This window comes from Chitinophaga sp. CB10, from assembly GCA_001870995.2.
Classification (GTDB): domain Bacteria; phylum Bacteroidota; class Bacteroidia; order Chitinophagales; family Chitinophagaceae; genus Chitinophaga.
Genome location: MLAV02000005.1, coordinates 224,299 through 247,463 on the forward strand (window position 1 = coordinate 224,299; position 23,165 = coordinate 247,463).

Annotated in this window: 14 protein-coding genes; 2 read left to right on the forward strand and 12 right to left on the reverse strand. The window is 52.7% G+C overall.

Features of this window, described 5'->3' with window-relative positions:
* Positions 1 to 171 precede the first annotated feature (171 nt).
* On the forward strand, positions 172 to 1,338 hold the full coding sequence (gene uxuA, locus BOC67_RS09760) for a mannonate dehydratase (RefSeq protein ID WP_367115552.1): 1,167 nt from the start codon (positions 172 to 174) through the stop codon (positions 1,336 to 1,338).
* A gap of 216 nt (positions 1,339 to 1,554) precedes the next feature.
* On the opposite strand, the gene BOC67_RS09765 is transcribed toward uxuA, so the two are convergent.
* A complete protein-coding gene (locus BOC67_RS09765) occupies positions 1,555 to 3,600 on the reverse strand; it encodes a glycoside hydrolase family 2 protein (RefSeq protein ID WP_291909859.1) in 2,046 nt (681 codons plus the stop codon).
* Between the two features lie 38 nt (positions 3,601 to 3,638).
* Positions 3,639 to 4,403 (reverse strand): FecR family protein, encoded by a 765-nt coding sequence (locus tag BOC67_RS09770; protein ID WP_291909860.1) that lies wholly within the window; start codon positions 4,401 to 4,403, stop codon positions 3,639 to 3,641.
* A gap of 354 nt (positions 4,404 to 4,757) precedes the next feature.
* On the opposite strand from BOC67_RS09770, the gene BOC67_RS09775 reads away from it, so the two are divergent.
* Positions 4,758 to 6,059, forward strand: coding sequence for a hypothetical protein (locus BOC67_RS09775; RefSeq protein ID WP_291909862.1), 1,302 nt, complete (start codon positions 4,758 to 4,760; stop codon positions 6,057 to 6,059).
* On the opposite strand, the gene BOC67_RS09780 is transcribed toward BOC67_RS09775, so the two are convergent.
* The 10 genes from BOC67_RS09780 to BOC67_RS09825 form a co-directional block, all read right to left on the reverse strand.
* Positions 6,056 to 6,289, reverse strand: a complete 234-nt coding sequence (locus BOC67_RS09780; RefSeq protein WP_291909863.1) for a hypothetical protein — start codon at positions 6,287 to 6,289, stop codon at positions 6,056 to 6,058. The two genes, BOC67_RS09775 and BOC67_RS09780, sit on opposite strands and share 4 nt — an antisense overlap.
* A gap of 149 nt (positions 6,290 to 6,438) precedes the next feature.
* Positions 6,439 to 7,572 (reverse strand): alginate lyase family protein, encoded by a 1,134-nt coding sequence (locus BOC67_RS09785; protein WP_291909864.1) that lies wholly within the window; start codon positions 7,570 to 7,572, stop codon positions 6,439 to 6,441.
* A gap of 41 nt (positions 7,573 to 7,613) precedes the next feature.
* Complete coding sequence (locus BOC67_RS09790; protein WP_291909865.1) at positions 7,614 to 9,404, reverse strand: glycoside hydrolase family 36 protein; 1,791 nt, start codon at positions 9,402 to 9,404, stop codon at positions 7,614 to 7,616.
* Between the two features lie 21 nt (positions 9,405 to 9,425).
* Positions 9,426 to 11,282, reverse strand: a complete 1,857-nt coding sequence (locus tag BOC67_RS09795; protein WP_291909866.1) for an alpha-L-fucosidase — start codon at positions 11,280 to 11,282, stop codon at positions 9,426 to 9,428.
* A gap of 30 nt (positions 11,283 to 11,312) precedes the next feature.
* The gene (locus BOC67_RS09800) at positions 11,313 to 13,850 is read right to left on the reverse strand and encodes a glycoside hydrolase family 95 protein (RefSeq protein ID WP_291909867.1); all 2,538 of its coding nucleotides are present in this window, start codon (positions 13,848 to 13,850) and stop codon (positions 11,313 to 11,315) included.
* Positions 13,851 to 13,868: 18 nt separating this feature from the next.
* Positions 13,869 to 16,325, reverse strand: coding sequence for a glycoside hydrolase family 2 TIM barrel-domain containing protein (locus BOC67_RS09805; RefSeq protein ID WP_291909868.1), 2,457 nt, complete (start codon positions 16,323 to 16,325; stop codon positions 13,869 to 13,871).
* Positions 16,326 to 16,609: 284 nt separating this feature from the next.
* A complete protein-coding gene (locus tag BOC67_RS09810; RefSeq protein ID WP_291909869.1) occupies positions 16,610 to 17,218 on the reverse strand; it encodes a response regulator transcription factor in 609 nt (202 codons plus the stop codon).
* Positions 17,219 to 17,802: 584 nt separating this feature from the next.
* Positions 17,803 to 19,146, reverse strand: a complete 1,344-nt coding sequence (locus BOC67_RS09815; RefSeq protein ID WP_291909870.1) for an alpha-L-fucosidase — start codon at positions 19,144 to 19,146, stop codon at positions 17,803 to 17,805.
* A 32-nt stretch (positions 19,147 to 19,178) separates the two neighbouring features.
* Positions 19,179 to 21,326: an alpha-galactosidase gene (locus tag BOC67_RS09820; protein ID WP_291909871.1), complete on the reverse strand. Its 2,148-nt coding sequence runs from the start codon at positions 21,324 to 21,326 to the stop codon at positions 19,179 to 19,181.
* Positions 21,327 to 21,341: 15 nt separating this feature from the next.
* The gene (locus BOC67_RS09825; RefSeq protein WP_291909874.1) at positions 21,342 to 23,126 is read right to left on the reverse strand and encodes an alpha-L-fucosidase; all 1,785 of its coding nucleotides are present in this window, start codon (positions 23,124 to 23,126) and stop codon (positions 21,342 to 21,344) included.
* Between the last annotated feature and the right edge of the window lie 39 nt (positions 23,127 to 23,165).

A 23,165-nucleotide genomic window follows, 5' to 3' on the forward strand; every position in this document is an offset into this window, starting at 1 on the left:
CACGGCATTAACATCTCCCCCAAACCCCTTACCAGCCAATGTTTGAAGCCAGCGCCCCGGTATGCGCCGGTTTTTCTTACACTTAAACTTTGTATATGTGCAGATTGATTTTATTTTTGGGGTTTGGATCACTTACTTTTGGAATTATAAATCTATAGCAATATGCTGAGAATGGAACAGACATGGCGTTGGTTCGGCCCGAACGATCCGGTAAGTCTGTCTGATATCAAACAGGCGGGCGCCACCGGCATCGTTACAGCGCTGCACCATGTGCCTAACGGAGCGGTATGGACGAAAGAAGAAATTATGCAGCGCAAAGCGCTGATCGAAGCTGCAGGACTCACCTGGTCAGTAGTTGAAAGCATTCCCGTACATGAAGACATCAAAACCCAAAAGGGGCGCTTCCGGGAATATATCGCCAATTATCAGCAGTCTATCCGCAACCTGGCGGCATGCGGCGTAAAAATTGTCACCTACAATTTCATGCCGGTGCTGGACTGGACGCGCACGGACCTCGCTTATACCGTTGAAGATGGTTCCAAAGCGCTGCGTTTTGAAAAGGCCGCCTACATGGCATTCGACCTGTTCATTCTCGCACGCCCCAATGCTGAAAAAGATTATACCGAAGAAGAAATTGCGCGTGCAAAAGAACATTTCGACAGCATGACGCCGGAAGCCAAAATACTGCTGCAAAAAAATATCATTGCAGGCTTACCGGGCTCCGAAGAATCCTTCACCCTCGAACAATTCCAGGCTGCGCTGGATACCTACAAAGGCATCGATGCAACGCAACTGAAATTGCATCTCTTCTACTTCCTGCAACAAATTGCGCCGGTAGCAGAAGAAGTAGGCGTGAAACTGGCCATCCATCCGGACGATCCTCCCTTCCCTATCTTCGGTTTGCCACGCGTGGTAAGCACCGAACAGGACGCGAAAGAACTGCTCGCCGCAGCGCCCTATAAATCCAATGGCCTCTGCTTCTGCACCGGTTCCTACGGCGTGCGCGCCGATAACGACCTGCCGGGCATCGTAGAACGCCTGGGCGATCATATCCACTTCATTCACCTCCGCAGCACCCAACGGGACGCGCTGGGCAACTTCCATGAAGCCAACCACCTCGAAGGGGATGTGGATATGTTCCATGTGATCAAAAACATCCTGCTCACCATGAAACGCCGCAATGTGGTGATCCCTATGCGCCCGGATCATGGCCACCAGATGCTGGATGACCTGCATAAAAAAACCAATCCGGGATATAGCGCCATCGGCCGCCTGCGTGGACTGGCGGAGTTGCGCGGACTGGAAATGGGCATCGCGGGGGCTTTAAGCGCCGATTGACTTAAATCCACCAATATCAGAACCGTGCAAGGCTTTAAGGTAGGGATCAGCAATACTACCGCCGGTTTGAGATATTACGCCAAAGCAGAAACAGTGACTGAGTAATACGGCGACCGCTAATCGCAGGTACAGCAGCTGCTGCTTTATCATATTATTCCAAAAAAAAGCGGGTGTATCACGAAGGATACACCCGCTGCTTTTTTATAGGGAATGGGATTATTGCAATATCCACTCCACCTGGTCCTTATAAGTTTTTCCATCCTTCACGCCTGTGCATACCAGCACGTTCTTTCCTTTTTTCAGCTTTACATTTTCGAACACATAATGCACTGGAGTTGTCCCGGTTTTAGGCGCTGGCAGCTTTTTACCATTTAGCGTTAATACCGGCGTACCGATGTTATCGTACACGGTAACGGTGGTCACAGCCTGCTTACGTTCCACGAGGCGGCGGTCGGAAATATATACCACCGGTTCCCCGCTCCAGTTGGCCTTGTACCAGTAGAAAACGTCCTTTTTAATCTGCCGGTCAAAGGTGACCATACCTTTCATATTCCGGGCAGGTACGCCTCCCCTGCTCCACATCGGCGCACAGAAGTCGAACATATTCCAGAGATAGGAGGATACCAGGTATGGATGTTTGGCAATGATGCCCCATTGGATTTCATGGATGCGCGTTTCCCGCTCTTCCGGCATGAAGGAACCATTGTATTCCACTTCCGGCAAGATTTCCGCGTGTTGGAATACGTTGCCATCCCCGCCGTATTCTGCCAGTACCACGTTATGCTCCGGGTAATTTTTTTCCAGGCCGCTCACCCATTGTTCCAGGTCCGGTGTATGGCCTTCGTACCAGCCGTAATAGCGGTTCATGCCTTGTATATCGCCCTGGAGGTTTTCAGGACGGTTCATAGTGCCGTAACCGTTAGTGCTGACCGTATAGCGATCCGGGTCAATCGTTTTGGCAATATCCACCATAGCCGCCGTGAGGGCGCGTACATAATCGGAAGGCTTCTTTTCATACACTTCGTTGTGCATGCCCCAGGTATAAATGGAAGGGTGATTGTATTGCTGCTTCACCAGCTCCGTAATCTGTTGTTTGGCATTGTCTGCTTCCTCACCGGAAACGGCGTTTACAAAAGGCACTTCCGCCCATACCACGAAGCCGATGCTGTCGCACTTGGCATAGATGTAATCCGCCTGCTGATAATGGGCAAAGCGGATGGAGTTAGCGCCCATTTCCCGGATGGTTTCCAGGTCCTGCGCATGCTGCCAGTTTTCCAGGGCGGAGCCGTAGCCCCACCAGTCCTGGTGGCGGCAAACGCCGTACAGCCGGTAGGGTTGGTCGTTGAGGTAAAAGCCTTTGCCCGGTTTAATTTCGAATTTGCGGATACCCAGCGGCTGGGTCACTTCGTCGATCACCTGGCCGTTTGCACCGGTAAGGGATACAACTACCTTGTAGAGGTGCGGGTCTTTCAGGCCGTTCCAGAGGCGCGGCTGGCTGATGTGGACAGCCTGTACAAATTGCTGCGGCCCCTGCGGCAGTACCCGGATATCATTTTTTATCTCCTGCACCAGCTCTCCTTTTTGCGTATAGATGCGGGTGCTGAGCCTGGCCGTTTGCGCCTTATCGTACCGGTTGGTCAGTTTAGTCGTCACCGTTATATCGGCCCCGGCCGCGCTTACATTTTGCTGGCGGATGTACACCCCGGGGGAAGCATTATCCGTCGCGGAGATGTGCAGCTTATCCATGATCAGCAGCTGCACCGGCCGGTAGATGCCGCCGTAAATGCCAAAGAGGTTGTTATTGATAGGGATCACGTCCTTCCGCGGTTCGTTGTTCACCTTCACGAGGATGGTGTTTTCAGCGCCGAATTTCAGGGCGGCCGTGATGTCCATGATAAAAGCGCTGTAGCCGCCTTTATGCTGGCCGATAAACTTGTTGTTCACATACAGGTCCGCCACCTGCCCCGCGCCTTCAAAGCGCAGGTACGCCACTTTGTTTTGCAGGGCCGGATCTATTTCCAGCGTCTTTTTATAGAGGCCATTGCCGGCGTAAAAATCTTTCCCTGCCTGCATGTCCTTGTTATTCCAGGTATGCGGGAGGTTCACCGTTTCCCAGGTATGGGGTACGGCGCTGTCTTTAGGCGAATAGTCCGATTTGGTGAATTGCCAGTTCTGGGTGAAAGGTACGGCAGTCCGGCTTTGCGCAATCGATTGTTGGATACATGCGGACAAAATGAGTCCTGCAAGAAATTGTTTTTTCATGTTCACAGTGTTGGTAAAATGTGCCGGTAGGTGGCAGCTTACTTCAGTGTAAGATAATACCTTCCTTCTTTATCTTTAGTAAGATAGACGCCAATTTTTTTGCTGACAACCTCCAGGACTTTTTCCGCGCCTTCAGATTCAAAGTTGGCGGTGACCTTTCTTTTGAGGATAGCGCGGGCGGATGGCGGTACTTCCACCTGGATGTCGTAATAGTTGCGGATCACCTGCAATACCTCTTTCATTGGCACGTTGGTGAACCTGAGCCGGCCGGTTTTCCACGCCAGGGCGCCGTCGCTCATCATGACTTCCTGTTCCAGCCCTTTGTTGCTGTAGCTGCCCTGTAACCCAGGCGTCAGCAGCAGCTCCTCCTCTCCGTCTGCCTTCATCTTCAGCTTTCCATCTGTAACGTACACGGCTATCCTGTTTTTATCCATGCGCACATTGAAAGCTGCCGCATTCATTCTCAGGTGTACCGTTTCGCCGATGATCAGTTCAAAAGGCTGCTCATTTTTGCCGGGAACGGAAAAGAAGGCTTCCCCCTTTTTCATGTACATCCGGCGCACGGCTTTATCAAAACTTTTAGGGTAGGCAATGCTGGCGCTGCTGTTCAGAATGGCTTTGCTGCCGTCTGCCAACAGGAATGAATCTATATAACCGGTTTGGTTAGCCGTAACAACCAGGGAAGACGGACTCCAAAAGTGAAGGTAACAACCCACCGTGAGCAGCAGTATGATCACCACTGCGCACCATTTACATATCGGGCGTATTTTCTTTGTTGGCCGGGTGGTTACGGTTCTTTGCATATCGTCCTGTAACCAATCCTGCAACAACTTTTCAACATAAGCGGCCTGCTCTGGTCCCTGATTCTTTAAAGCTGCTATCTCATCCTGTAACTGGGGATCGTGAGGTGCATTAATAAATCGAACAATCAGATCAGTGGCGTCAGTAGTCGGCTGGTACATAATTAGGTTCCCTCCTGTACAAGACCTGAGGCGTATTCTCTAAAGTCTCTGTCCTATTACGCATTGCAGGCATAGATTGCAATGCGGCAGCTAATATAGGAAAAATCTACATGTGAGAGGTAGAATAAAATAATTAGGTCAGCTCTGCAAGGTTTAATAAATTAGTAATCAGAGAACAGGTAAAATCCCAAACGTATGTCACCTGAATCACTAACGAGCAACGAACAGGACTATATTAACGGATTACTTCATCATGAGGCAGATGTTATTGATTCTATCTATCAGCGCTTTGCGATAAAAGCCCAACGGTTTATCCAGCAAAAAGGAGGAACAATACGCGATGCAGCGCACATCTTTGAAGAAGTGCTGCTGGATATTTATTTCTTCGTTCGCCGGCATCCGTTGAAGGTTGCCTCTTTCGAGGCGTTTCTCATCCTGCTCTGCAAACGTGTATGGGAAAAGGAAGTAGAGCGCAGAGGCGCGCGTATTCCCGGCCTTGAGCCGGACGAAACGGCGGCTCTCAGCCGCGAGGATATGCAGGACCTGGAAGATGTACTCAGGGAAGGAGAAAAGAGAAGGGTTGCCTACCATCAATACCTGCAACTGAGCGACGAGTGCAGGGAGCTGATCCGCTGGGCACTTACCGATTGCCTGCAGGAAGATATTGCTGCGGAAACAAAAATCCCCGTTAAGGAACTGCCGGCACGCCGCGCTTCCTGCTTCAAAAACCTGTTCCTCCGCATCGATGGGGAACTGAAACCGGTGGACAGTATGCCGGAATCGGACATACAAGCGGCGGACGCTTTCCTCTGCGGCATCATGTCAGAAGCTAACCGCCATGCGTTTGCGGAAAAATTAAAAGAAAATCCTTCGCTGGCTAACCAGGTAAGAAGGTTCGACCTGATCCGCCAGCTGCTCGCGCAACGCGTTTGCGCCGATACGGAAAGAGATGAGCTGCAACACCAGCTGTATGCCCACCGCAACACCTGGTTTGCGGTGAAAGATACTTCCATCACGCCTATACGAAATTACGTCATCGCCACGGCCATCATCGCCATGACGCTGGCCACGCTCCTCTACATCAGCCCCTGGCGCAAAAATATCTACAGCCAGTTTTCCTCTACGGAAATGCAGGCCATGGAAAACGATACCCTGCGCCTTTCCGAAGAAGTGCAAAGGGAATTCAACAAGGGCCACTTCAGCGACGCGCTCCGGCTACTCAACCAGGAGCTGGCCGCCCACCCGGATAACATCTACGCCCGCTACTACCGCGGCGTATGCCTGGTAGATCTGCAGCAGCTCGCTCCGGCACGGCAGGACCTGCTCGCCGTGTACAACGGCGATAACAAAATCCGCTACGAAGCAGCATTCTACCTCGCCCTCAGTTACCTCAGGGAAGGGCATAAACAGGAATGCCTCGAATGGCTCCTTAAAATTCCGGAAGGCGCTCCCAACTACCTGAAGGTGCAGAAGCTGATTGAAGAATTAAGAGTTTAGTGTGCGTAAGCATGCTGGGCGTGAATGATATTTTCCACCTCGCCTTTGATCAGTTCGTACACCGGCGCTTTGTCGCGCTTTAATTTTACCAGTTGTTGCAATACCAGATAGTAAATCGTGCCATCGCTACAGCCGTTTAACTGGGCTTTGATAATTTCTGTTTTTACCTCCTGGCAGCTGTTGGCATCCAGCTTTTGATAAATCACATAGAGGTCGTCCATCCAACTCATACTCTAAAGTTTTTGCATAGAGCTTAAAGTTAGCAAATTATATTGTTAAAAATAACAATATCTTCAGATTTAACGATTTGTAAATGATGGGCCTGCCAGAGGCCCATTTTTTCGATTTTTATGAATAAAAGTCCGGTTTTTTGACTTTTCTACAGCCAAATCAGTGGATTTCGCACAGGTAAATTCCGCAGCACCTCCTCCACCCGGGGATCATGATCGAGCCGCAGCCAGGTTTTGTAATAGTCGTTATTGTTATAGGCAGCCGCGCCAAAAATCAGGAATGGCTGGGCAACCGGCCAGTTCTCCCAATACATCACATCATGTGCAAAAGGCCAGGCGCTTTTATCTTTCACATACGGATACATCCAGGCAATGCCTTTGCCGATGGACTTCACCTTATCCGCGGTGTATTGCCAGAGGTTATCCTTTGGCGTGCTTAATATCTGGCAAAGAGTGGCCATGGCGTCGAGGTTAAACAGCGAGTAGCCGTAAGGTTTAGTGCGTTTCAGCTCCAGCGGAAAACTGCCGTCGTTCGCCATCTGGGAAGGCAGCAATACATTCTTATACCGGTCCGTGCAGAAGCGGGTCAGCGTATCGTTACCGGTAAACACGGCAAATTCAGCCACCTGCATTACCCAGCAGGTGCCATGGTTATTGGCTGCCTTCATTTCATCCTTGCCGTAAGGATGGGTGGTAAGCCATTCCAGGTACTCGTTGAACCACGATTTGATGGCTGCCAGGTCAGCCGGCGGCACCATCCCTGCTTTTTCCATAATGCGCAGGGCCTGCACCACTTCCAGCAGCTGAATGGTATCGATGATACCAATACCGCGGCCGGTAGCCCTGCCTTTGATGGCCTGCGCAAACTGCAGGTTAGGATTCATGCGGGTAGCAGGGTTTACAAACCAGGCTTTGGCATGAGCCAGCGCATGTTGCAGGTAGGTCTTATCCTGGCTGGCGATGTAGCCCGCTGCCAGCGCGCCCATAACGCGGCTAAACCGGATCATGGCCTGGCGGTGCGCCACAAAATTCTCCGGGTTACTTTGGCCGTCCCGCTGGATATACGGACTGTCCGCACTCGCCGGGTTAGGCCACCAGTAGTCCCCTTCCGAGTAAAAGTCATGTAACCCGCCGGCGCTACGGTCACAGCTATACGCCGTAATCGTTTCCGGCTGTTGCTGTTTGGCCCAGGCGGCTCTTTCCAGGATGGCGGGCCGCATGTCTTTAATCACCTGATTACGCCAGCGCTGTTGGGCGCCGGCGGTCAGGGTCATCATTATCATCAAGACAGAAAAAAGTAATACGCGCTTCATCATTGTTGTACTTATTTAAACGTCAGCACCATGCCGTCATGCCCTTTGAGTTCTACGGAATAATTACCGGCGAACTTACCGAGGCTCTTACCCGTCCAGTAATCTATCACTTCCGTTGGCTTGTTCAGTTTCACAGAGAGCTTTTTAGGCGTCGCTTCCCAGTTGAGCAGGATCACCCGCTGATCGTTGCCTGCTTTCACTTTTCCGATTTCGAATTTTGTATTCTCAAAAGCGGCAGCCTTACCGGTAGGCGGCGCAGCCTTTTTCAGCATGTTAAGGCGCTCGGGCGAAATTTTGGTCAGGTCGTCCCCGCTCAGTAACATACCGCCCGTAGCGTACAGCAGCGCTGCGTGGAAGTTATATTCATTGTCCGGCATATTACCGGTCAGCACCAGGCAGTCCGGATCATTCCACCAGAGCTTCCCGTTCTGCCATGCCCGGTAAAGGTTTTCCCGGCCGCTGCGTTCAAATACGGACCAGGTACGTTTGATGTCCATGGAGCTGCGGCTGCCGTGAATAAGGCCCAGGGAAGCCCACAGCGGGTGGTTGCAACCCAGGAGGAACGCATCCCCCGCTCCTTTAATGATAGCCTCCATTCCCCTGCGGTATGCTTCCACCCGGGTAGCATTTTTATCTGCATATACCCCGCCATGTATAGCGCCCCAGAAGTTGGCATCGAGTTTAAAGTAGGTTACGCCCCACTGCTCTTTCATTACCCGGAAAGTTTCCGTGAGGTGCTGTTGTACTGCGGGCAGGGTGCCATCCAGTACATACCAGGGCTTCAGCCGCCATCCCCCAAAAGTTACTTTATCGCTGCTCAAAGGCTTGCCGCTGCTGTCTTTCACGAGCCAGTCCGGATGTTGTTTGAAAATAGCAGAGTTGCTGTCGCAGATAAACGGCGCCACCCAGATTGCCGGTTCAAAACCTTTTTCCCGGATTGTTTTCAGCACCTGCTGCACATTGCCGCCAAAGGAGCTACCCACTTCCAGCCAGTCGCCCATATGAGGCTGATAGCCATCATCCAGCTGAATGTATTTCAGCACGGGTGCATTGGCTTTGATATAGTCGAGGTTGTCGTAAACATTTTTTGCAGTTACCCGCGGCCCGAAGCAATACCAGGAACACCAGCCATCCGGCGGCGCCTTAAACTCCAGCCGGGGATGGTTTTGCTGAATGCGTGCCGCCAGTTTGTCCAGCAGCTGGTTACCGTCCGCTCCTTTGAGCAGCATCAGCTCTTCCAGCCTGAATTCCTTACCGGGTTGCAGTTCCAGGTTCTCCAGGTCCTCCACGACTTTTATTGTATCGGGGGAAAGATAAAATTTCCCGACAAAACGATGGCTGCTGGCAAACCCCAGGAGTAGCTGCTGGTCTGTGCCGGGGTAAAGGCGCAGCAGGTTATAAACAGCCAGATACCCTTCCGGCTGCGGAATGCGGTAATGCCCCGCATCGGTATAGTTGCCCAGGGTTTCAGGTTTTGCCAGGGTGCCTGCTGTTTGCGTCAGCATCTGGAAACCTTCCGCGTAAAAAGGCGTAGCGGGAGGCAGTACTTTGCCCACCGCCCCCAGGACCACTTCCTTGAGCCGCACCGGCGTACTACCGGTATTGACTATACGAACCAGGCAAACATCGTTGTTCCAGTTGCGGATCAGCTTCACAGAAGCCGGCGCAGGCGCGCCACTGGCCAGCAGTACAGTCCCGTTGCTGGCTTTCAGCTGTTTTACAAAATCGTCGGAAACGCCTGCCATGGCAGTAATGCCGCCGAGCAGCATGGCTCCGAGTATGGAAAGGAATTGCTTTTTCATCGTGAAATTTATTTTGCAGCGCTATTTTTCAGAGGCAGTGAGCTGTAGCTCAAATACCTTCATCATTTCTGCTTTATTATTAGTTGTTGGCGTCAGTATAATTTCGTTTTCGCCGGCTTTCAGCTGCAAGTTGCCCAGGGTTTCCGTTAGGATGCCCTTCTTGTTGCCCGTGACGCCGCGCAGCGCCTGCTCCCCGGCAGTCACTTCATATTGCGCTTCCGGCGTGCTGCTGCTGTATTTGATCGTGACGCGATAAGTGCCCGGCCGGGAGGTGCGCACTTTCCACACCAGCTTATCGGCAGGGTTGGCAATGTCGCCCACGTAATAACCGGCAATTTTCCCATCGCCCTTACTTAACCCTTTCCGGTATTGCGCATCGTATGCCAGCAGGCGGTTGGTAAGGCCGGCGCCATCCAGCAGGCGGGCAACGGTGGCCGCCGTAGGTTGTATGCGCTCCATTTCCAATACCACGACACTGTTAATACTGTCCGGCGCAGTGGCTGGCAGCATGACCTGCAGGTCCATGCCATTGTTTACCACCGCGGTTTTCAGCGGCGTCCTGCTGTTTAGCAGGCGGGCTTTTTTCACCTTGCCCTGCAAGCCGCCTACCGTCAGCGTTCCGTTGGCAGGCCAGGAAAATACGTGCAGGTACAGCAGCTGATCCTTTGCAGTCACCTCGCCCCAGGGCTGAATCGGCAGCGGGGAGGCGGTGGTGCCGTAGATGCTGGTTCCGTAGCGTTGCATCCATTCGCCAATGCCATGCAATATGACGGTATCTCTGGGGTCTATGATCCCGTTGCCTTCCGGCCCGATATTCATCAGCAGGTTACCTCCGCGGTCCGCCGCTTTAGCCAGCAGGCGTATGAAGAAGGATACCGGTTTATGGCTCTCATCATAACGGGAATAGCCGTACGATTCGTTGGTAGTAGGGATCGCTTCCCAATCGCCCTGCACCGGGTAAAACTCCGCCGGCCGGTCGGATGTGTTGATATAATCCCCGAAGGAACGTTCGCTGCTGCGGGCCAGCCGCCCGTTTACCACCACGTTGTTATCCACGGAACGGATAGCTTCCAGGATGCGGATATTTTCGCTCAGCGGCAGTTTATGCGGCGTATCGAACCAGAGAATATCCGGATGGTATTTGGCGATGAGTTCTTTTATCTGCGGTATTGATTTTTGGTTCACGTACCTCACGGCTTTTTGCAGCAGTTCAGGGTGTGCATCATACCAGTTGCGCCCCCCGAACAGGTCCTTATCTCCCCCCGGGTTATTATAATCCCAGTCATTCCCCGGCGCATCCGGATGCTCCCAGTCAAAAGCGTGGGAATAGTAGAATCCGAAGCGGAGGCCGTTCTTACGGCAGGCGGCTGCCAGCTCGGCCATAGGGTCCCGTTTGAAAGCGGAGTTTTTAATGCTGTAATCCCCGATGGCAGTAGGGTACATGGCTACGCCGTCATGGTGTTTGGCGGTAATGATGACGTAGCGCATACCGGCCGCCTTGATATGCTTTACCCATTCCCCGGCATCAAAATCCACCGGGTTAAAAGTTCTTATCAGCAGGGAATCATATTCGCCTCTTGAAATTTTTTCCTTACGCATCAGGTGTTCGGCATAGCCGCCCACCTTCTTCCCTTTCCAGAGGCCGCCGGGCACGGAGTACACTCCCCAGTGGATAAAACAGCCGAGGCGGGCCTCTCTCCACCAGGCGATGCGCTGGTCGTGATTTTTCATACTCGCCGTCCACCAGCCATTGACCGCATTGCTGATGGCCGCTTTGTCACGGTCCGCGGCCTGCTGGCTCAATACGCCATCATCATCTCCCTTCACCTGGGAAAATGCGGGGATGGTTATCACGCTAACGCCTATACTAAATGCCAAATTTTTCAGAACACGCATATGGAATATTGCTTAGGGATTTATGGTGTAGGTTTTACCTGCAACGGTAGGCAGGTCGTATTCAAATGCCTGTTTCAGGTTCAGCTCCGGCAATTTGGACGGATCTTTTACCAGGGTATTGCCTTTCATTGCCAGCACGTAGAACTGGTTGTTGTTTTGACCGGCAGCCGGTTTGGCGCCCGGTATCCGTACCGGTTGCTTTACGCGGATACGGCAGTTGCCGCCCAGGGCGGATTTCACTACCGCTTTCGTCAGCTGCCCGTCTTTCCATTCCATATCCACTTCAAATCCGCCTCTGGCTTTCAATCCTTTTACGGAGCCGGCCGGCCAGGCTGACGGCAATGCCGGCAGCAGGTACAACGTACCGTCATGACTTTGGAGCAGCATTTCCGTAATGCCGGAGGTGACGCCAAAGTTGCCATCGATCTGGAACGGCGGATGCGCATCGAAGAGGTTTGCATAGGAGCCGCCGCTGGTGTTGGCTACGCTTACCCCTTGTGCATTGGAGAGGAATAGTTGCTGGTTCAGCATCGTATAGGCGTGGTCGCCGTCTTCCAGGCGGGCCCACCAGTTGATCTTCCAGGATTTGGACCAGCCGGTACCGCCATCGCCGCGGAGGAGTAAGCTACGTTTAGCCGCTTCCGATAGTATGGTATCCCTCCGCGGGGAAATAAAGTTGCCCGGGAACAGGCCATAGGCGTGGGATACGTGCCGGTGACTGTCTTTCGGATCATCCCAGTCCTTATACCATTCCTGCAATTGGCCATACTGGCCTACATGGAACGGATACATTTCGCCCAGCACTTTTTCCAGGCGCTGCGCAAATTCCGGGTATTTGCCCAGTGCGCGGGACGCGTTGATGGTATTGTTAAACAGGTCCCGGATGATGGAGAGGTCCATCGTGGTAGCAATGCTGACCGAGCCGGTTTGCTTCCCGTTCACCCAGAAATTATTTTCCGGGGTGGTACTGGGGCTGGTGACCCAATAGCCATTTTCATCCCGGATCAGGAAGGACAGCATGAATTCGCACGCGCCCTGCAACAGCGGATAAGCCTCCGCGAGGAATTTTTTATCGCCGGTGTACTGGTAATGCTCCCAGAGGTGGCGGGTCAGCCAGGCGCCGCCCATTGGCCAATGCGCCCATTTGGGGTTGCCGTTGGGATCTTTAAAGTCGATACCGCCCGCAGGGTTGGTCATCCCCCACAGATCGGAGTTATGATGAGCCACCCAGCCATTGGCGCCGTAGTTGACGCGGGCGGTAGTACGACCGTTTTTAGCCAGCAAAGCGATGAAGTTGAACAGTGGCTCCGTACATTCGGACAAGTTAGCCGATTCTGCCGGCCAGTAGTTCATCTCTGTATTAATATTGATCGTGTAGTTTGAACCCCATGGCGGCTGCATTTCCTTGTTCCACAGGCCTTGCAGGTTCATGGCCGTACCGCCTTTGCGGGAGCCGGATATCATGAGGTAGCGGCCGTACTGGTACAGCAGCGCCGTCAGCTGCGGATCGCGATGGCCGCCGGCGGCCGTGTAGTTTATCAGACGCTGGTCCGTAGGCAGGCTGCCGTTACCGTCATCCCCCAGGTCCAGCTTCACGCGATTAAACAGCGCGGTATAATCTTTTTCGTGTATGCCTGATAGTTGGTCGTAGTTTTGCGCGGCAGCTTTCGTGAGGGCTTCCTTAGCGCGCAGGAAAGCATTGCCGTGGTTGCCTTCCCGGGTGTAGCTCGTGCCGATGGAAAGCAGCAAGGTAACATCCGTAGCGTTATTCACCTGTATGCCGCTGGTGTCTTCCTTGATTACGCCGTCTTTGGAGCGGGCCTGCAGGTGTACGGCATAGCGTACCGGCTCGCTGCCGTCCTCTCCTTTACCATATACAACCTGCTCCTTTTCGTACGGGCGCGCCGCTACGTAGGAAGGGCAGGTACCTTCCATGGAAATGTAATGGGTTGCCCGGTCGACCACACTGTTACGGTGCGGCATCGGGTTGGCGAAGCGGGTATGGAACGTGATCGCTCCCGGCTTGCTGGCGGTATAGCGTACCACCATCAACTGGGAAGGATAACTGATGAATGCTTTTCTCGTATATACGACGCCGTTATGCGTAAACCGGACCGTGCTGATACCGGTATTCAGGTCCAGCTCCCGGTGGTAGTCCTGTGCATCGACGGGGAGGTCGCTTTCCAGGAAAAGGCTGCCCAGCGTGAGGTAGCGGGCGCTGTATTTGCCCATCATTTCCCGGGAGAGCTTATCGGCCTCCATGTATTTTTCTTCTTTCAGCAGCTGGCGGAGTTGCGGCAGCAGTTCTTTGGCTTTTGGATTGTTGCCATCCCGTGGCGTGCCGGACCAGATGGTGCCTTCGTTGAGTTGCAGCTCTTCAGTTTTGACGCCGCCAAATACCATAGCGCCGATGCGGCCGTTGCCCAGTGGCAGCGCTTCGACCCACTGGGTGGCTGGCTGCCGGTACCAGAGCTTCAGCAGGGAATCAGGAGTGGCGGCCTGCGCAGCGCTTGCAGCGATACACAGGCCAATGGTTAAAAAGTATTTCATAACGGAGTAGATTAGGTATTAAATTTCGGTAAGACCGGTAGCGAGGCCGCTGGCAGCCGCTGCTACTACGCTTTTACCGCTGTTGTTTACCACGCGGATGGATGCCTGGCCATTGGCCAGCTGTACTTTACGGGAGCCGCCGGCGGTGCCCAGGTCGTCGATCAGGGTAGCGTTGCCCGCTACCGACCAGGTGATCTGGTTGGCTGCGTCGAGGCAGAGTACATTGTTGGCATCCAGCGCTTTCACCTTCACGAGGGTGGTATCGCCCTGGCGCTCCTTTTCCACCACGAGCTTCACGGGCTTGCCCCATTTGGCCGTCTGGTAGGTCCAGGTGGTTTCGTCCGTTACCGTGGTTTTGCCGTTGCGGGCTACCACGCGGATATTATTCTCACCAGGCTGCAACGCTACGTTCCAACGCAGGCCGGCAGCCGGGAAGTTTTGACTGTCGCGTTTTTTCACGCCGGCGCTTTTCCCGTTCACAAACAGTTCTGCTTCCGGGCAGTTGGAGTACACGCGTATTTCTTTTTCCTCGCCTTCGTTGCCCCAGCGCACCGGCCAGGAGTGGCCGTAGATGTGGGCCATCGGCTGCGTAAGCCAGTAGGATTGGAAGACGTAGTAGATTTCTTTTGGCGTGAGGTCCCTTGCTACGATACCTTTCTGGTTCACGTAAGGCACGGGATTCTCCGGGCGCAGCGGCGTGGAGAAGTCCTTAAACACCCAATAGGCGCTACCGGTGAGCGTAGGCATGGTTTCCTGTTCCTTCAGGTGCCAGTCTACCAGGTTGACGGCGTAGGACTCTGACCAGTCGCCATCCTTGGACGCGCGGGCGTTACCGCCGGTGAGGGCGAAGTCGCCGGTACGTTCGTCCGTCCCTTTGCCGGTGGCAATCTTCTGGATGAAGAATTCAGGGTTTTCCGCATAGCGGCCCTGGTGGCTGTCTGCCCCCCATTCCGCGTGGAAGAAGTGTTTTACTTTCGCGATTTCGTTGAGGCTTTCCTGTTTGTATTCCGTATAGCGGCCGCGGTACCATCCGGCCCAGATGGAGGGCGAGTACACGTCTACAATGTCCTTACAGAAATCGCAGCGGCGGATGGTGGTCAGGCGGGTACTGTCCAGGTGGTGGGCCAGCTGGTGCAATTCCGACATGAACGCGCGGATCTTTTCCTTATCGAATTCCGGGAAGTCGCCGGGCCAGTCGTTTTCGTTACCAAGCCCCCAGAGGATAACGGCGGGGTGGTTGCGGTGCTGACTGATCATATTGGTCAGCATGCGGCGGGCTTGTTCCTTATAGATATCGCCGCCGAGGCCTCCGCGGCACCAGGGGATTTCTTCCCACACGAGGATGCCGAGGCTGTCGCACAGCTGCAGCACGAGCGGGTGTTGCTGGTAGTGGCCGAGGCGGATAAAGTTGGCGCCCATTTTTTTCATGAGGATCATTTCCTGCCGGATGGTGGCATCGTCCATTGCGGCGGCTACGCCGGCATGGTCCTCATGGCGGTGGGTACCACGCAGCAGGAGGCGTTTACCGTTGAGCAGGAAGGGCCCGTGGTCTTCGAATTTGAAGTGGCGAAAACCGGTGTTGCCGGTCCATTCAGCGGCGCCGGCAGCGGAGGTTATTTTAGCCTGTACTTTATAAAGCTGTGGCTGATCCGGGGACCAGCGTATCGGTTTCTTCAGGGAGATGGCAGCCACCTGTTGTTCAGCGGCGGCAGGATGGATGGCTTGTTTCAGCGTTTTAACCACCTGGTTGCGCGGATCCAGCAGGTTGATTTCAATAGTGGCGTCCCTGGCGTTCAGGGAATTGATGAAGGAGGCGGAAACGACCAGCTGGCCTTCGTTGCCGGCAGCGTCCGTAGTGGCCTGCAGGTGTACTTCCTTAAAGGATAACGCCGGCGTATATACGATTTCCAGCGGGCGGTACACGCCGCCGTAAACGTTGAAATCGGACATGGAGGAAGGAATCATTTCCAGGTCGCGGGAGTTATCGCAGCGGATGGCTACGGGTACTTTCCCTTTAAAGCGTTTTGCTTCCGGAGATTTCAGGAAGTTTTCCACGGCGTCTGTGATATCTACAGACCATTCGTCGTAACCGCCGGTATGGGATCCTACCTTTTGCGTGTACACGTACACGTTAGTCTTCTGCCCGGCGCCGAGGAAATGGAGGAAGGTACGGCCGTTGCTATAGGGATTTTTGATGTCAAGCTGGGTGCGGTACCATCCGGGGCCCTGGTAGTAGTTGACGTCCGGGTCAACGGCGTCGCGGTCATTGAAGCAATGCGGGAGGGTCACCTTTTGCCAGAGCGGTACTGATTCAGGACTTCCTTCCGCGGCGGGGCGCACGGCTTCCCAGGGGCCTCCCAGGTCACTTTTCAGGAATTCCCATTGGTTGGTAATACGTATGGATTGCTGGGCTTTAGTGGCCAGGCTGGAAAAAGTAAAGGCTAAGAGCCAAAAGGACAATGCTTTTCTCATCATAACGGGACAGCAGCTTTAAATGTCGAACCAATAAGCAGGTGCAAACGTATGCACCTGTTTCAATTTACGGCATATAATGGAATAGCCTGGTCAATGCTGATTCAGGCTTCCAAATTACGCAATCGATTGCACAAAATACGGTAATATTTTCTCTTTTATGCGTAGCATTTTCAAACGGTAAACTTCGCGTTTACGCGGCAGCTGTTAAATGCAGGAGGCAAGAACGAATAAGAACCGGATGCAGCAAGGGTTGGCAAGGCACATCAGGGGTTACCCGGGGATACTCAGATCAGGTTTTCTTTCATTGCTTTTACGATGGCATTGGATCGGGAGTTCACGTCCAGCTTTCTGTAGATGTTCATGATATGCGAGCGTACAGTACCAACACTGATGTGGCAGTGTTCTGAAATCTGTTTATAGGTATCGCCGTTCACGAGGCATCGTAGAATTTCTTTTTCTCTGGGAGAGAGTCCGTAAGAATCATGCGCGATCAGCTGCTGTTTATCTTTATTAAAGAAGGCCAGTACTTTGTTTACCGCTACCATATTGCTATGCAGGGCTGTTTCGTACACCTGGGAAAGAAATTCAGTTAAGGTAACAGGTGGAATTTTTTCCGTTGCGATTCCGGCTTCCATCGCCGGGACCTGCGTGACTGATTTTACATCTTCTCTTAAAGTAAGCAGAATGACATTTATATCGGGATAAGCTGCCTTCACTATGCTGGCAGCTTCTATCGATGTTAAACCTGGTATTTCTATATCCATAAAAACGAGGTTACAGATATCTTTTGCTAATTGTTGTAACGCAATAGTTGTTTCATTTTGCAATTCTCCGATCTCCAGCACATTAGTTCCGCTCCAGTTACCAGCAATTAACGGCCCCACTTTTTTCATAATATTCCTTTTGGGTTATGTAATTCATATGAAAATTTCCTCCAGGTAATCTGCTGGTTTTGGAAGCTGGTATGGCCTATAGTTAAAAATTGGAATTGAATACACGGTTTCCATACCGAAACAAATTTGAAACAAATCCCAGCAGCAGTCAATCGGATAGGTATATGGTTTTTCAATAAATACTAATAATCATTCTATTTTATATTACAATAAAGATATAATCATAACCTGGTTGACATTCATATAACGCTGGATCAACAATAACACAACTTGTTACTAATCAATAAAGATATCGTCGCTAATTATTACTATTTAATCAAATTAATTTTTATTATATGTGTGGGTATTTTCCTGGTAAGCTTTTCTTCTCCAAAGAAATCCACCACTAAGGTATAGTCAAATCTACACCTGATCAAGATAAATTTAAAACAGGCTTTCGTTGTAGATCTATCCCGGCATTTTAGGCGTTCCTTCTTCGTAAAAATATAAATCTTTTTACGAATAATAAAAGTAAAAAATCCGCCCCGGAATATTACTCCCGGAGGCGGATCATACCAGCATATAACAAAATTTTAATGCGCGCTTTATTGCAGCACCAGCTCTATCACCGGAATTTCCACATTGGGTTTCAACACGGGTAATTCCATAGAAACATCGCCTTTATCGTTCGCTCTCATTTTAATTTCAGAGCCATCATGCAGGAATTGCGCGTACTTGATCTTTCCTTTCATACCAGGGAGATCAAAGCGCTGCAATGGATAATCCAGCAGGTGTACGTACAGGCGTTTGGTGGTGGGATTGTAGGTCAGCAGGGAATTATCCGGCGTTTTGAATTCGGCAGGCGCCTGGGTGCAACCGTAGATAGCGCGACTATTTACCGCCATCCATTCGCCCATACCGCTCAGCGCTTTGTTGGCACGGTAGTCAAACAAGCCCCTGGAAGTAGGTCCTACGTTCAGCAGCAGGTTACCGCCTTTACTTACGGATTCAATCAGCAGCACCAGCAGTTGCTTGTTGTCTTTCCAGCTGGTTTCATCGCGGTAATAGCCCCATGAACCGGAAAAGGTCTGGCAGGTTTCCCAATGCACCCGTTTGCCGTTACGCACCGGCCATTCCGCTACTTTGTATTGCTCCGGCGTCACGAAATCAAATCCGTCATCATAGTTATTCAGGTCCAGGCGGTCATCTACGAGTATTCCCGGTTGCAGTTTGCGCACCATCGCGAGGAGGTTTTTGGAATCCCAGTCGTCGTGGCCTTTACCATGTTCGCCGGGATAGCTGAAGTCCAGCCAGAGGATATCGATCTTACCGTAATTGGTCATCAGCTCCTTCACCTGGTTGTGCAGGTAAGTCCTGTACTTAGCCATGTCCCTGCCCTTGTTCAGCTTTTCGTAATCAGCCGGATCATTCGGGCGTTGCGGATGATGTTTGTCGATCGTAAAGTCAGGATGATGCCAGTCGATCAGGGAATAGTAGAACCCTACTTTCAGCCCTTCAGCACGGAAGGCATCTACCCATTCTTTCACCAGGTCCTTTTTGATAGCGGTGTTGGTAGATTTATAATCCGTGTATTTGGAATCAAACAGGCAGAATCCTTCGTGGTGCTTGGTAGTAAGCACGGCATATTTCATACCGGCGGCCTTGGCCATACGCGCCCATTCGCGCGGGTTGTAGAGGTCCGGGTTGAAGTTATCGAAATACTTCTGGTAGTCGCTATCCGAAATGCGCTCACGGCTCTTCACCCATTCGTGACGGGCCGGAAGTGAATAGAGGCCCCAGTGGATAAACATACCAAAGCGGTCGTTGAGCCACCAGGCCATGCGCTGTTCTTTCTGCGCATCCGTTTCGTTGGAGAGCTTTTGCTGGGCCTGCAGCTGTGCCACTAACAACAGCAGCAACGTCAGGAATCCGAGTGTGATCTTTTTCATGAGTGGATTATAGTTTTTGGTTTGATCTAAGGTTATTCAATCACCAGCCAGGTGTAGCCCGATGCCGGTATGGTGACCGTTACGGTGGCGTTGTATTCACGGTCCAGGCTATACGTTTTTGCCATGCCCTCTTTTTCGCGGATGCTGGCCGTTTTGGTAAGGCCGGTGTAGTAAAGCGGCAATTTTACCGTTCGGGTGATGGCCTGCAAAGTAGGGTTGTACAACATGGCCAGCCCTTTCTGCGGCAGGGTTGCGCTTACATGCATCATCCCATCCCAGTCGCGCCCATCCGGGCGGCGGAGGTGTATCATATCCGCGTTCAGTATCTTCCTGTACTTTTTATACCAGCTGATTACCTTAGTCACCAGTTCCCGGGTACTATCGGTATCGTATAAACGCGGCCCGCGGTAACACGCCTGTACGCCTGCGCCGTAGTATTGCATCATCAGCTTTTCATAATCATCCAGGTGGTCATGCAGCGGTTCCAGTGTGGCTTCCGCACCGCCGCCATGGTATTGCGTCAGCGGCACAAAGCCCCAGCTCATGGAGGCTGTTTTTTCCCAGAGGCCGTCGTAGATATTCTGGCGGTTGAGTATTTGCTGCTCCGCTCTCGGCAGGGAGAAGTTGACTTCCCGGTAGCCCAGCGCTATTTTGTTCGTCCCGTCCAGGAAGTACCAGTCCGGCGCATTGACGTAAATATTACGGGCATACATCCAGTGATAAAGTTCCTGCTGCAACTTCATTTGCTTCCACTGCGAATCGTCCTTGCCGGTATGGCCGGGGTGCGTGGCAGAGGCGCAAACATCTCCCGGGTAAGGGCCATCATTTTCAAAGATGCTAAAGCCCGTCGCCGTAAAAAAGTATTTGAGCTTTGCTATATAACTCAATCCCCACTTACTTCCCAAACAGGGCGCGTTTTCAAAGAATGCGCCACCGGGCTTGCCGGTAGCGGGGTTGATCACATCGTCCTCGTCGCTGATGCGCCTGCTGGAAAACAGGCTGTAGCCGCCTAACATAATGCCCTTCGACTTCGCATAATCTGCCAGTGCCTTGTATTTGGCGATGTTGGCGGCGCTGGTATCTTCCATATTCAGTCCGCTGCCAAAGCTCAATATTACGGCTTCATAACCGGTGACGGCGCATTGATCGATGGCCGCTTTCACCTTCACCGGATCAGTAGTGACCAGGTGCATGAAAACCGGGTTGCGGGTAGTCCACGGCGCAATGGTGCGGTACATGGCTTTTTGCGCCAGGCCGTTGCGCTCCCGGTCGTAGCTATCCAGCAGCAGCTCATAGGTGCGGATGGATTGGAATGCAGCGCCGTTGTCCAGGGTGATGCCGACCGGCACTTCCGGGTACACTTCCAGTACGCAGGGCGTTTGCAGGTTATAGTTCACCTGGGAGGTATAGGCGGTATCCACTTTCCAGTGTGTGGTTTGATCGCTCAGGTTGGCTTTCATAGCGTTGTTGAAAGCATAATTACTTTCTACATACAAGCCATGCGGCGTGGCCATTTGCGTTACGCTGCCTACCACGGCCGATTCTTCTTCCGGGGTGGCGAGTATTTCATTTTTCACCTGGCGCAGCGGAAGCGTGTGGCCTGTGTTATTCACAATTTCCAGCCATTTGGAGAGGACGGGAACGCCGTCAAACAGGTCGTAATGCACTTTTACCAGCAGTCCCTTATACGGGGAATTATCCGGCGCCGTATAATGAAAGATGAGCGATTTCCCGGAAGATGCCTTCGTATGGCCATTATCCGGCAAGGCGGGTTGCAGGTCCGCTGTTTCATGTTTCAGGTAGCGGAGGTCTTTTGCGCCGGCTTGCAGGTTATCCAGCCAGGCGGGCATGAGGTAAGCCATCTGCCGCTGCCCGTACGCCCCGCCAATGTTGACGGTATCTGCGCCCAGTATCAGCTGGGCTTCCGGCTTGATGGCGCGCAGCAGCTGCTCCCCGCTGACGAGGTTGCGGAAATCCGTACAGATCACATTAGGCATTACCCGGAAGCTCCTGCTGAGGAGGCCATTGGATATGATTACCTCTTCCCCGGAGGTGACTACAGTGGCTTTGTAGGGGCTGTTATTGATAAGCCAATCCGGCCTGGCGGCATTTTGCGCCGGCAGCAGTGGCATCTGCCCCATTAATACAGCCAGTAAGACGATAGTTTTTATAGTTCTCATTGTTCGCTGTTCTTTTTAACGGAGCGGTTCCAGCACGACGCTGCGCAGCCGGAACAGCTCCTTATTATTGGCCTTTGCAGGCTTTACGGTCAGGTTATAATCACCGGGCTTATCGATATGGATCACGCCCACGGCATGATCGATAAACAGCATGGGTTTATGGCTGTCGTACGTGCCGGTGGCCAGCGTGAGGAAGGGCAGTTGCTGCGCTCCCAGCGTTACCAGTCCGGGCTGGGTAGCGCCGGCGGTTTCGCAATTATAATCCAGCACTACTTTATAATCGCCCGCCTCCTGCACATGCAGGGGGAATACCAGTGCATCTTCCGGCCGCAGCATGTTCACGGCGCAGTTATCATGTTTCCAGTCGCCGAAATAATGCGAATAGGTAAAGGATTTGGTTTCGGCGGCGCCGTTGAACACTGCCCATACCGGGGAAATCCTGGTGGCCGGGTATTGGCTGCTCACCGTCTGGGTATGCAGCTGGGAGAGGTCTTGCTGGCTGCCGCTGTAATCCATCACCAGTACGGTATTGCGGTCGTCCGGCAGGGCGGCGGGCAGGGTGACTGTAACGTCGGTCCCGGTTGCTTTCCAGGCCAGCGGTTTATTATTGCCGAGGATTTTAATGCTTTTCACGGTGGCGTTGATGCCGGGGATGATCAGCTGCCCGTTGCCCGGTTTATGCCAAATGTGCAGGTATAATTTACCGGGCTTGCTGGTGGTTACGCCCCAGGGTTGCGCCGGGATAAGGCCGTAGGTAGTACCGTAGATGCTCTCCCCGTATTGATGCAGCCACTTGCCTGTTTCGCGGAGGTATTTAATGCTGTAGGCCGGCCATTGGCCGTTACCATCCGGGCCTACGTTCAGCATGAGGTTACCGCCTTTGGAGGCTACGTTGGAGAGGAGGCGGATGATCTCCTTGGGGGATTTGAAATTCAGGTCATGCTGGATGTACCCCCAGGAGTCGTTATGCGTATAGATGGATTCCCATGCGCCGGCGATGGGGGTGGGCGGTACTTCAGAGTCGCCGAAATCCCGGTAATCCCCCAGGTTATGCCCTACCCTGCTGCTGAAAAGGCAGTTGGGCTGGAGCTGGCGCAGGCTGTCGATCATCGCTTTTGTTTGTTCAGGGGTGAGTCCACCTGGCATATCGAACCACACAATATCCAGCGGGCCGTAGTTGGTCAGCAGTTCCTTCAGCTGGGGGATGGATTTGGTGCGGTAGTATTGCTGGTAATCTTTGTTTTGTTCTTTAAAGTCCCACCGGTTGCCGCCGCCGTTAGGCTCGTGCCAGTCGAGGAACTGGGAATAATAAAAGCCGAAGCGGATGCCCTGCTGCCGGCAGGCGGCAGCCAGCGGCTTCATGGGATCTTTTTTATAGGGGGTAGCATCCACGATATCGAAGTCGGTGACTTTGGAGTCGTACATGCTAAAGCCTTCGTGGTGTTTGGCGGTGATGACGAGGTATTTGATACCGGCTTCTCTGGCGATGCCGGCCCATTCCGCTGCGTTGAACCCTGTGGGGTTGAAGGATTGCGCCACTTTCGCGTATTCGGCGGCGGGGGCTTTGGCGCGGTTCATGATCCACTCGCCGCTGCCGTAGTAGCTGCTGTCGTTCCAGCGGCCGCCCAGTTTGGAATACAGTCCCCAGTGGATAAACAGACCGAATTTTGCCGACCTGAACCATTCCAGGTTAGGATTGGCGGAGTTGGCGGCGCCTTTGGTCCACATATCGGGCATATCCTGGGCAAGAGAACGTATATACGTAAGCGTTAGTAATAAGAAAAACAGTTTTTTCATCATGTGGAATACAGGCTGGTAAATGCGTAATGAAAAAATACT

Excerpts from the sequence above, each read along its gene's own strand:
- uxuA (WP_367115552.1), top strand. The coding sequence starts at position 172 with ATGGAACAGACATGGCGTTGGTTCGGCCCGAACGATCCGGTAAGTCTG.
- BOC67_RS09765 (WP_291909859.1), bottom strand. The coding sequence starts at position 3,600 with ATGAAAAAACAATTTCTTGCAGGACTCATTTTGTCCGCATGTATCCAA.
- BOC67_RS09770 (WP_291909860.1), bottom strand. The coding sequence starts at position 4,403 with ATGCAAAGAACCGTAACCACCCGGCCAACAAAGAAAATACGCCCGATA.
- BOC67_RS09775 (WP_291909862.1), top strand. The coding sequence starts at position 4,758 with ATGTCACCTGAATCACTAACGAGCAACGAACAGGACTATATTAACGGA.
- BOC67_RS09780 (WP_291909863.1), bottom strand. The coding sequence starts at position 6,289 with ATGAGTTGGATGGACGACCTCTATGTGATTTATCAAAAGCTGGATGCC.
- BOC67_RS09785 (WP_291909864.1), bottom strand. The coding sequence starts at position 7,572 with ATGATAATGATGACCCTGACCGCCGGCGCCCAACAGCGCTGGCGTAAT.
- BOC67_RS09790 (WP_291909865.1), bottom strand. The coding sequence starts at position 9,404 with ATGAAAAAGCAATTCCTTTCCATACTCGGAGCCATGCTGCTCGGCGGC.
- BOC67_RS09800 (WP_291909867.1), bottom strand. The coding sequence starts at position 13,850 with ATGAAATACTTTTTAACCATTGGCCTGTGTATCGCTGCAAGCGCTGCG.
- BOC67_RS09805 (WP_291909868.1), bottom strand. The coding sequence starts at position 16,325 with ATGATGAGAAAAGCATTGTCCTTTTGGCTCTTAGCCTTTACTTTTTCC.
- BOC67_RS09810 (WP_291909869.1), bottom strand. The coding sequence starts at position 17,218 with ATGAAAAAAGTGGGGCCGTTAATTGCTGGTAACTGGAGCGGAACTAAT.
- BOC67_RS09815 (WP_291909870.1), bottom strand. The coding sequence starts at position 19,146 with ATGAAAAAGATCACACTCGGATTCCTGACGTTGCTGCTGTTGTTAGTG.
- BOC67_RS09820 (WP_291909871.1), bottom strand. The coding sequence starts at position 21,326 with ATGAGAACTATAAAAACTATCGTCTTACTGGCTGTATTAATGGGGCAG.
- BOC67_RS09825 (WP_291909874.1), bottom strand. The coding sequence starts at position 23,126 with ATGATGAAAAAACTGTTTTTCTTATTACTAACGCTTACGTATATACGT.